General features: G+C 61.2%; 13 protein-coding genes. 12 read left to right on the top strand and 1 reads right to left on the bottom strand.

All coding sequences use genetic code 11. The features are described 5' to 3' along the window. Positions 1-161 precede the first annotated feature (161 nt). Entirely contained in the window at positions 162-875 is a 714-nt protein-coding gene (locus JQK15_RS26015) for an NUDIX hydrolase (protein WP_214869476.1), read from the bottom strand. 106 nt (positions 876-981) lie between these two features. Between JQK15_RS26015 and JQK15_RS26010 the strand changes: the two genes are divergently transcribed. The 12 genes from JQK15_RS26010 (at position 982) to arsH (JQK15_RS25955) (ending at position 10049) form a co-directional block, all read left to right on the top strand. Then, positions 982-2046 (top strand): bifunctional nicotinamide-nucleotide adenylyltransferase/Nudix hydroxylase, encoded by a 1065-nt coding sequence (locus JQK15_RS26010; protein WP_214869475.1) that lies wholly within the window; start codon positions 982-984, stop codon positions 2044-2046. A 53-nt stretch (positions 2047-2099) separates the two neighbouring features. After that, positions 2100-3482, top strand: coding sequence for a nicotinate phosphoribosyltransferase (locus JQK15_RS26005; protein WP_251008066.1), 1383 nt, complete (start codon positions 2100-2102; stop codon positions 3480-3482). A 233-nt stretch (positions 3483-3715) separates the two neighbouring features. Next, positions 3716-4045 (top strand): ArsR/SmtB family transcription factor, encoded by a 330-nt coding sequence (locus tag JQK15_RS26000; protein ID WP_214869473.1) that lies wholly within the window; start codon positions 3716-3718, stop codon positions 4043-4045. Positions 4046-4055: 10 nt separating this feature from the next. Next, entirely contained in the window at positions 4056-4469 is a 414-nt protein-coding gene (gene arsC, locus JQK15_RS25995; protein ID WP_214869465.1) for an arsenate reductase (glutaredoxin), read from the top strand. Beyond that, entirely contained in the window at positions 4466-5002 is a 537-nt protein-coding gene (locus tag JQK15_RS25990) for a GNAT family N-acetyltransferase (protein WP_214869463.1), read from the top strand. Before arsC (JQK15_RS25995) ends, JQK15_RS25990 begins: the two co-directional genes overlap by 4 nt. 5 nt (positions 5003-5007) lie before the next feature. Beyond that, positions 5008-6036, top strand: a complete 1029-nt coding sequence (arsB, locus tag JQK15_RS25985) for an ACR3 family arsenite efflux transporter (protein ID WP_214869460.1) — start codon at positions 5008-5010, stop codon at positions 6034-6036. Next, positions 6033-6779 carry an arsenical resistance protein ArsH gene (gene arsH, locus JQK15_RS25980; protein WP_214869457.1) on the top strand — a complete coding sequence of 249 codons (747 nt, stop codon included), beginning with the start codon at positions 6033-6035 and terminating at the stop codon, positions 6777-6779. The genes arsB (JQK15_RS25985) and arsH (JQK15_RS25980) overlap by 4 nt, the downstream gene beginning before the upstream one ends. A gap of 221 nt (positions 6780-7000) precedes the next feature. Beyond that, positions 7001-7330 carry an ArsR/SmtB family transcription factor gene (locus JQK15_RS25975; protein WP_048938527.1) on the top strand — a complete coding sequence of 110 codons (330 nt, stop codon included), beginning with the start codon at positions 7001-7003 and terminating at the stop codon, positions 7328-7330. Between the two features lie 10 nt (positions 7331-7340). Continuing rightward, positions 7341-7754 carry an arsenate reductase (glutaredoxin) gene (arsC, locus tag JQK15_RS25970; RefSeq protein WP_037523022.1) on the top strand — a complete coding sequence of 138 codons (414 nt, stop codon included), beginning with the start codon at positions 7341-7343 and terminating at the stop codon, positions 7752-7754. After that, positions 7751-8272: a GNAT family N-acetyltransferase gene (locus JQK15_RS25965; protein WP_214869455.1), complete on the top strand. Its 522-nt coding sequence runs from the start codon at positions 7751-7753 to the stop codon at positions 8270-8272. The genes arsC (JQK15_RS25970) and JQK15_RS25965 overlap by 4 nt, the downstream gene beginning before the upstream one ends. Positions 8273-8277: 5 nt before the next feature. Next, entirely contained in the window at positions 8278-9306 is a 1029-nt protein-coding gene (gene arsB, locus JQK15_RS25960; RefSeq protein WP_037523025.1) for an ACR3 family arsenite efflux transporter, read from the top strand. Next, a complete protein-coding gene (arsH, locus tag JQK15_RS25955; RefSeq protein WP_037523027.1) occupies positions 9303-10049 on the top strand; it encodes an arsenical resistance protein ArsH in 747 nt (248 codons plus the stop codon). Before arsB (JQK15_RS25960) ends, arsH (JQK15_RS25955) begins: the two co-directional genes overlap by 4 nt. Positions 10050-10151 lie beyond the last annotated feature (102 nt).

The following is a 10151-nucleotide window of genomic DNA, read 5'->3' as shown; positions in this document are numbered from 1 at the left end:
TCGCACGGTCACCTACGTGACCGTCATCCGGGGGCTTCAGACATTTCGTCACCTCCATGCCTGCCCCGGTTGCTTCCGGCTGGAGCATCGCCGGGTGGGCCTTTCACCCACTAGAAAGTGCCGCCTTTGCACGGCGCACACCCTTATGAGACGCTCAGTCGCTAATCTGAGGTTCTCATCTGCGGACCGGCAGCTTTCCCCTGAGATCGATCGCAATGTGTCTGACGAAACAGTTCAGCGGGTCGGAAGGCGCCAGCAGACTCCTTTTCGCCGGTTCCCTCTATCCAACCGCTATCCAGCATACGTCGCCGAAAGGCAGGCTTGTTCAGCCGGGTCGCCAGAATGGCCTCATGCACTTCCTGGAGGTCGCGCAGCGTAAACTGGTCAGGCAGCAGGGCAAGAGCTACCGGAGTGTAAGCGAGCTTTCCCTGCAATCGGGCCCGCGCAAGATCGACGATTGCATCATGGTCGAAAGCCAACGGCTTTTCATGCGCGCAGACTGGTACCAGCGTTAGGTCGTTGCGACCTGTGACCGCAGCCTTCAAGCGATCCACAGGGAGCAAAGCGAAATAGGAAATGGAAATGATCCGCATACGCGGATCACGCGCCGGATCGCCAAAACTGTATAGCTGCTCCAGCCAGGCTCCAGACAGGCCGACCTTCTCTGCGAGAACCCGGTGGGTGGCCGTATCCAGATCTTCGTCCGGTCCGACAAAGCTGCCTGGGAGTGCGAGGCACCCGGCAAAGGGCTCCTGGCAGCGGCGTTGCAGAAGCACCCCCAATTGCCCATCCGAAACAGTCATCAAAACCAGATCCACCGTCACTGCAACCGGCGGATAGGCGGTCGGGTCATAGCTTTCCGAAATCTCGGGCATGGCGCAAATTATTATGTGTTGACTAGATATATGTCAAATGCATATTAGGTAGCCAATGCGGATCGAGGAGTTTGGTTCGCGCCATTGTTTCGGGGGAGCCTCGAATATGAACAAGATTGATTTCGGCGTCTTCATCGGACGCTTCCAGCCGCTGCATATCGGCCATGAACATGTCATCGCCCGTGCTCTGGAGAGGGCGGAGCGACTGATCGTTCTGGTCGGGTCGGCCAATGTCGCTCGCGATCCACGCAATCCCTTCAGCTTCGCCGAGCGTGAGGCGATGCTACGGTCTACCTTTCGCTATGAGATGGCCGAAGGCCGGTTGATCGTCGCGCCGCTCGACGATCATCTCTATTCCGACACGGCCTGGGTGGCGGATGTGCAGCGTAAGGTGCGCGCCATCGTGCTCGATCATGGCAATCATCATGGCTTTCAGAACCGGGGCATTGCCGACTTCCGCGTGGCGCTGACAGGTTATGGCAAGGATGCGTCATCCTACTATCTGAAGCTGTTCCCGGAATGGGAAAATCTTCAGATCGACAGCCAATATGGCACCTTTTCCTCAACCGATGTGCGCCGCCGCTATTTCCAGCGCATTCCCGAAATCGCCAATACGATCCTGTCGCTCGGGGTGGCTGATTTCCTGCGAAGCTTCGCCATGGGCGAAATCTTCCGCAGCCTGTTGGAGGAGGCTGAATATCTGGATGCGTATCCGACGCAATGGGGCGTCGGGCCATTCATCACCGCCGACGCGGTCGTGGTGCAGTCAGGCCATATCCTGCTGGTGCAGCGTGGTCAGGCGCCGGGGAAGGGGTTGCTGGCACTACCGGGGGGATTCGTGAACCCGGCTGAGCGTATCCGCGACGCCGCTATTCGGGAATTGCGTGAGGAAACCGCAATCAGCGACGGCAAGGGCCAAATTCCTCCGGCCATGCTCGCCAGCTTCATCGAGGATGCCCGTACCCGCGTGTTCGATGCGCCCACGCGATCTCTGCGCGGCCGGATCGTCACCCATGCATACCTGTTTCGCCTGCCCGAGCGGCGCAAACTGTTCTCGGTAAAGGGCGGCGACGATGCAGCTCATGCCCGCTGGTATCGCTTTGGCGACCTGACGCCGGACATGCTGTTCGAAGACCATTGGTCGATCATCGAGGAGATGGCCGACCTGTGACCGGCCATGCGGGGGAGTCCCGCTTCGGCCCTGACATGTGAGGAGTTCACATCATGACCAACTTGATTCTGGCCACCGACAGCTACAAGCAGAGCCACTTCCTGCAATATCCGCCTGAGGCGCGCATCATCAGCGCCTATGCCGAAGCACGGCCCAATCGATGCGCCGAAGAAATCTTGTTCTTCGGGTTGCAGCCCTATCTGATCGATTATCTGAGCAGGCCGATAACGGCAGCCGACATCGAGGAGGCAGAAGAAATCTGCGCCGCCCATGGGGTACCCTTCAACCGCGCTGGCTGGGATGCGATCCTGAAGCGGCACGGCGGCTATCTACCGCTGGAAATCCGCGCCCTGCCGGAGGGCATGATCGTGCCGGTTGGCGTGCCGGTGATGCAGGTCGAGAACACCGATCCCACTATGCCCTGGCTCACCACCTTCATTGAAACGGCGCTGTTGCGGGCGCTCTGGTATCCGACCACGGTCGCGACCATCAGCCGGCAGGTGAAGCTGGTCATCCGCGATGCTCTCCAGAAAACCTCGGACGACTGGCAGGGTCAGTTGCCTTTCAAGCTGCATGATTTCGGCGCGCGTGGCGTGTCTTCCGGCGAAAGTGCCGGGCTGGGCGGCATGGCGCATCTGGTGAACTTCGCCGGTACGGACACAATGGAGGGGCTGCTCGCCGCCCGTCGCTATTATGGCGCCACGATGCCTGGCTTTTCCATTCCCGCAGCGGAGCACAGCACGATGACAAGCTGGGGGCCGGATCGTGAGGAAGCGGCCTATACCAATATGCTCGACCAGTTCGAGGGCGATGGCAAGCTGGTGGCGGTCGTGTCCGACAGTTACGATCTCGACAATGCCGTCGCTAACATCTGGGGCGGTAGCCTGAAGGGCAAGGTCCTCAACCGGCGCGGCACGCTAGTCGTGCGCCCCGACAGTGGCGATCCCGTGGAAACGCCGGTGCGCACGGTGAAAAGGCTGTGGGACGCCTTTGGCGGCATGGTAAACGGCAAGGGATTCCGGCTGCTCGATCCGCATGTGCGGGTCATTCAGGGCGACGGCATGACACTGGACAGCATCCGCCGCCTCACCGTCCGTCTCATTGAGGAGGGCTTTGCCATCGACAATATCGCCTTCGGCATGGGCGGCGGCCTGCTGCAGCACGCCAATCGCGATACGCTCGGCTTTGCAATGAAGGCCAACGCCATGGAGGATGATCAGGGTATATGGCACGACATCGCCAAGCGCCCCGCGACCGACATGGCCAAAGCCAGCAAAGCTGGTCGTCAGGGCGTGGTCATGAGTGCGGGCAGGCTGGCAGCAGCACGACGCGATGCGATTGATCCGGAACAAGACCTTCTTGCGCCGGTTTGGTGTGATGGCGAGTTGTTGATGCGCCACAACTTCGAACGGGTCCGCGAAAGAGCGGCAGCCTGACTGATAACGTTGGAGGCAGGCCCTTTGGACCCTGCCTCCAACACGGTCGACCCAAACTGGCCGTTCAAGGGGCGATTTGTGATCCCCAGGAGCAGACGGTCAGGTTTTCCGTTCCAACCGCGCGTCAAGCCAATCTCGGAATGCCAGATTCCATTTCGCAATTGGTGCCAAGCTGCATCGGGAATTATCGATGGCTTGTTGACTGGTTTGATTGCATCGGATAATTACGATGCATGGACACCAGCGATGCACTCTCGATACTCTCCGCTCTCGGCCATCCTACGCGGCTCGATGCGTTCCGCCTGTTGATCCGGCATGAGCCTGATGGACTGTCGACTGGCGAATTGGTTGAGGCATCAGGGCTGACCCAGAGCACATTTTCGACGCATCTGGCCGTGATGGCGAAGGCCGGGCTAGTGCTTTCCGAGAAGCGTGGCCGCCAACAGATCCAGCGCGCCAACCTCGACGTGCTGCGCGGACTGATGATCTATCTGGCCAAGGATTGCTGCCAGGGGCGCGCCGAACTGTGCGAGCCGCTGCTGGCCGAACTGACCTGCTGCTGAAGAGGCGATAATGACCGATATCGTGATCTACCATAACCCGCTTTGCGGGACCTCTCGCAATGCGCTGGCCATGATCCGCAATGCGGGCATCGAACCCCACGTTGTCGAATATCTGAAGACGCCGCCAAGTCGTGCGCTGCTGGTTGAGCTCATCGAGCGGGTCGGCATTACTCCGCGCGCTTTGCTGCGCGAGAAGGGAACGCCTTATGGCGAACTGGGCCTCGGCGACGAGACCTTGACGGACGAGGCACTGGTCGACGCGATGATGGAGCATCCCATCCTCATCAACCGGCCGCTTGTGGTGTCGCCGCTGGGCGTGAAACTCTGCCGTCCTTCCGAAGAAGTGTTGGATTTGCTGCCGACCGAGCAGCGCAGCACGTTCGTCAAGGAAGACGGCGAAGTCGTGGAAGCGACCCGGCGATGACCCTTTCGGTTCGCAGCGCAACGATCGGCGATGCTAAGGCCATTGCCGCCATCTATGCGCATCATGTCCTGAATGGCACGGCGACATACGAGGTGGTGCCACCCACCGAGTCCGATACCGTAGATAAGATACAGATGGTGACCATGCGGGCCTGGCCGTTTCTTGTTGCCTGTGATGGATCTGCGGTGGTGGGCTACGCTTACGCCACGCAGTTCCGCGATCGACCAGCTTACGCCTATGCCTGCGAGAACAGCATCTACGTGGCGCACGACCGGCGCGGCGGCGGCATCGGTAAGCTGCTGCTCAAGGCTTTGCTGCAGGCAGCTGAAGCCTATGGCTTTCGGCAGATGGTCGCCGTTATCGGCGGCGGCGAACCTGGCTCGGTAGCGCTCCACGAATCCTGCGGCTTCGAGCATGTCGGCCGCCTGACCGGCCTGGGCTGGAAGGCCGGGCGTTGGCTCGACACGGTTTACATGCAGGTCGCCTTGGGCGGCGGCACAGCGACCGCGCCTGTCGCTTCCGGGAAGGACTGACGGCCATGTCACTGTTCGAACGCTACCTCTCGCTGTGGGTGGCTCTGTGCATCGCAGTCGGGATCGGTCTCGGTCACTTGCTTCCGGGCGCCTTCGAGGCGATCGCAGCGATGGAGATCGCCAACGTCAACCTCCTGGTGGCGGGCCTGATCTGGCTGATGATTATCCCAATGCTGCTGCGGGTCGAATTCGGCGCGCTCCAAAGCCTCTGGCAGCACTGGCGCGGCATCGGCGTCACCCTCGTAGTGAACTGGGCGATCAAGCCATTCTCCATGGCGCTGCTTGCCACGTTTTTCCTCAGCTATCTGTTCGCACCGATGCTGCCTGAAGGCGCATCGTCGTCCTACATCGCCGGGCTAATCCTGTTGGCTGCAGCGCCATGCACGGCGATGGTCTTCGTCTGGTCCAACCTCGTCGACGGCGAACCGAACTACACCTTGAGCCAGGTCGCGCTGAACGACCTGATCATGGTCTTTGCCTTCGCGCCGCTGGTGGCTCTGCTGCTGGGTGTGGCATCGATCACCGTGCCGTGGAACACGCTGGCGCTGTCGGTGGGGCTCTACATCGTCGTCCCGGTGGTCATCTCTCAACTGCTCCGCCGCGCGCTCCTTTGCGGCGGTGAGAAGCGGCTCCGGCGTTTCCTATCCGCCATTGGCCCAATCAGCCTTGCGAGTCTGCTTCTGACGCTGGTGCTGCTGTTTGGCTTCCAGGGCGAACAGATCATCCGGCAACCGCTGGTGATCGCGCTGATTGCCGTGCCGATCCTGTTTCAGGTCTATCTCAATGCCGGCATCGCCTATTGGCTCAGTCGCCGTTTCGGCGTGGCATGGTGCGTCGCCGGCCCTTCGGCGCTGATCGGTGCCTCCAACTTCTTCGAACTGGCTGTGGCCGCTGCCATCAGCCTCTTTGGCCTCAATTCCGGCGCCGCGCTGGCAACGGTCGTGGGCGTGCTGGTCGAAGTGCCGGTGATGCTGTCGATCGTCGCCTTGGTGAAGCGGACACGCCCTTGGTACGAGAAAGGTATTTCCGCATGAGACTGCGCGAACTCGCCGACCCCGATCATCTTCCTGCTTTGGACAAGACCTTCGCGCTTGCACGCCCCGCCAGCGGCCTTGGCCCGGATCAACCGGCTCCGCGCATCCTGCTGCTCTACGGCTCGCTGCGGGAACGTTCTTTCTCGCGCCTCGCCGTGGAAGAGGCCGCCCGCCTGCTGCAGTTCTTCGGCGCCGAGACACGAATCTTCGATCCCAGCGACCTGCCGCTGCCCGATCAGGTAGCCGGAGATGATCACCCGGCAGTGCATGAATTGCGCGAGCACGCGCTATGGTCGGAAGGCATGGTCTGGTGCAGTCCGGAGCGGCACGGCCAGATCAGCGGCATCATGAAGACACAGATCGATCATCTGCCGCTCCAGATGCGCGGGATGCGGCCGACGCAGGGGCGAACGCTTGCGGTCATGCAAGTGTCCGGCGGCTCGCAATCGTTCAATGCCGTCAATTCGCTACGCTTGCTGGGCCGCTGGATGCGGATGTTCACGATCCCCAATCAGTCCTCAGTCGCGATGGCCTACAAGGAGTTCGACGAGGACGGACGGATGCGAGCGTCCAGTTATTACGAGCGCATCGTCGACGTGATGGAGGAACTGGTGCGCTTCACGGTGCTGATGCGGCCGCATGCGTCGCTGCTGGTTGACCGATACTCTGAACGGAAGGAGGCTGGTGTGCCTATCGAAGCCACTGCGGACCTTTCTGCTATAGCGATAGCAGGCCAGTCCTGATTCCGCGGTCGACCCAAATTTGCCGTTCAAGGGGCGATTTTTGATCCCCAGGAGCAGACGGTCAGGTTTTCCCTTCCAACCGCGCGTCGAGCCGATCTCGGAATGCCAGCTTCCATCTAGCAATTGGTCCCAAGCTGCCCTCAAGCCTGACTGACGAATAAAGAATCGGGAATATCCGATATCTCATTGACGGGCCATATCGCATCGGATAATTTCGATGCATGGACACCGATGACGCCCTTGCCATTCTCTCCACCCTTGGCCATCCCACGCGGCTCGATGCGTTTCGGCTGCTGATCCGACATGAGCCGGATGGCTTGTCGACCGGCGAACTGGTCGAAGCGTCGGGGCTGACCCAGAGCACATTTTCGACGCATCTGGCCGTGATGGTGAAGGCCGGCCTGGTGCTGTCCGAGAAGCGTGGTCGCCAACAGATCCAGCGCGCCAACCTCGACGCGCTGCGCGGCCTCATGGTCTATCTGGCCAAGGATTGCTGCCAGGGGCGCGCCGAACTGTGCGAGCCGCTTCTGGCCGAACTTACCTGCTGCTGAAGAGGCAACAATGACCGATATCGTGATCTACCATAACCCGCTTTGCGGGACCTCTCGTAATGCCCTGGCCATGATCCGCAATGCGGGTATAGAGCCTCATGTTATCGAGTACCTGAAGACGCCGCCGAGCCGTGCGCTGCTCCTGGAACTCATCGACCGCGCCGGCATCACCCCGCGCGCTCTGCTGCGCGAGAAGGGGACGCCTTATGCCGAACTGGGCCTCCGCGACGAGACCTTGACGGACGAGGCCCTCGTCGACGCGATGATGGAGCATCCTATCCTCATCAACCGGCCGCTGGTCGTGTCGCCACTGGGCGTGAAGCTCTGCCGGCCTTCCGAAGCAGTGCTAGACCTGCTGCCGGCCGAGCAGCGCAGAACTTTCGTCAAGGAAGACGGCGAAGTCGTGGAAGCGACCCGGCGATGAGTCTTTCGGTTCGCCGGGCTGAGGTCGACGACGCGGACGCCATTGCCACCATTTATGCGCATCATGTTCTTCACGGCACGGCAACCTACGAAGTCGTGCCGCCGACCGCGGACGAGACCGTCGAGAAGATTTTGATGATCACCGGGCGGAGTTGGCCGTTCCTTGTCGCCTGCGATGGATCTGAGCTGGTGGGCTATGCCTACGCCACGCAGTTCCGGGATAGACCGGCCTATGCCTATGCTTGCGAGAACAGCATCTACGTAGCGCACGACCGGCGCGGTGGCGGCATCGGCAAGCTGTTGCTCAAGGCCTTGCTGGAGGCCGCCGATGCCTATGGCTTCCGGCAGATGGTCGCTGTCATCGGTGGCGGTGAACCGGCCTCCGTCGCACTGCACGGCTCTTGCGGCTTTGAGCAGGTCGGCTGCCTGACCGGCATGGGCTGGAAGGCCGGTCGCTGGCTCGACACAGTTTTGGGTGGCGGCACCGCGACCGCGCCTATCGCTTCCGGGAAGGACTGACGATCATGTCGCTGTTCGAACGCTATCTCTCGCTGTGGGTGGCCATGTGCATCGTAGTCGGGATCGGTCTCGGCCATTTGCTTCCCGGCGCCTTCGAGGCGATCGCAGCGCTGGAGATCGCCAACGTCAACCTCGTGGTGGCGGGCCTGATCTGGCTCATGATCATCCCGATGCTGCTACGGGTCGATTTCGGCGCCCTCCATAGCCTTCGGCAGCACTGGCGTGGTATCGGCATTACCCTCGTAGTGAACTGGGCGATCAAGCCATTCTCCATGGCATTGCTCGGCACCTTCTTCCTCGGCCACCTGTTCGCGCCGATGCTGCCTGAAGGCGTATCGTCGTCCTACATTGCCGGGCTGATCCTGCTGGCTGCTGCGCCTTGCACGGCGATGGTCTTCGTCTGGTCCAACCTCGTCGATGGTGAGCCGAACTACACCTTGAGCCAGGTGGCACTGAACGACCTGATCATGGTCCTTGCCTTCGCGCCGCTCGTAGGATTGCTGCTGGGCGTGGCATCGATTACCGTGCCGTGGAGCACGTTGGCGCTGTCGGTGGGACTCTACATCGTCGTCCCGGTGGTCATCTCGCAACTGCTCCGCCGAGTCCTACTTCGCGGGGGCGAGAAGCGGCTCCAGCATTTCCTGTCCGCCATTGGCCCGATCAGCCTTGCCAGCCTGCTGCTGACACTGGTGCTGCTGTTCGGCTTTCAGGGCGAGCAGATCATCCGGCAACCGCTGGTAATCGCGCTGATTGCCGTGCCGATCCTGTTTCAGGTCTATCTTAATGCCGGCATCGCCTATTGGCTCAGCCGCCGTTTTGGCGTGGCATGGTGCGTCGCTGGCCCTTCGGCGCTGATCGGTGCCTCCAATTTCTTTGAACTGGCTGTGGCCGCCGCCATCAGCCTTTTTGGCCTCAGTTCCGGCGCCGCGCTGGCAACGGTCGTGGGCGTGCTGGTCGAAGTGCCGGTGATGCTATCGATCGTCGCCTTGGTGAAGCGGACCCGTCCCTGGTACGAGAAAGGTATTTCCGCATGAGACTGCGCGAACTCGCCGCCCCCGATCACCTTCCTGCGCTAGACAAAGCTTTTGCGTTGGCTCGTCCCGCCAGCGGCCTTGGCCCGGATCAACCGCCTCCGCGTATTCTGCTGCTCTACGGCTCTCTGCGGGAACGCTCGTTTTCGCGCCTCGCCGTGGAAGAGGCGGCGCGCCTGCTAAAGTTCTTCGGCGCCGAGACGCGGATCTTCGATCCCAGCGACCTGCCGCTGCCCGATCAGATAGCGGGAGATGATCACCCGGCGGTGCATGAACTGCGGGAGCACGCGCTATGGTCGGAGGGCATGGTCTGGTGCAGTCCTGAGCGGCACGGCCAGATCAGCGGCATCATGAAGACGCAGATCGATCATCTGCCACTTCAGATGCGCGGGATGCGGCCGACGCAGGGAAGAACGCTTGCGGTCATGCAGGTGTCCGGCGGTTCGCAATCGTTCAATGCCGTCAATTCGCTGCGCTTGCTGGGCCGCTGGATGCGGATGTTCACGATTCCTAATCAGTCGTCAGTGGCGATGGCCTACAAGGAGTTCGACGAAGACGGCCGGATGCGGGCATCGAGCTACTACGAGCGCATCGTCGATGTGATGGAGGAACTGGTCCGCTTCACCGTGCTGATGAGGCCGCACGGGGTGCAGCTCGTTGACCGATACTCCGAACGGAAGGAGGCTGGGCTCCCGGTTGATAACGCAGCGGACCACTCCGCAATTGCAATCATGCCTCAATCCTGATTTTCGCCCGTACGCATCCGGTGAGGACCGCGGCTACTGACGGTTTGCTGGGGGTTTTGGCATCTTACTTGCCGAGGAAGGCCTCGACGCCTTCTTGAGCGA

This window comes from Sphingobium sp. BHU LFT2, assembly GCF_018604485.1.
Classification (GTDB): domain Bacteria; phylum Pseudomonadota; class Alphaproteobacteria; order Sphingomonadales; family Sphingomonadaceae; genus Sphingobium; species Sphingobium yanoikuyae_A.
The sequence above is the reverse complement of the archived record's forward strand: the minus strand, read 5'-3'. Positions and strand labels throughout refer to the sequence as shown.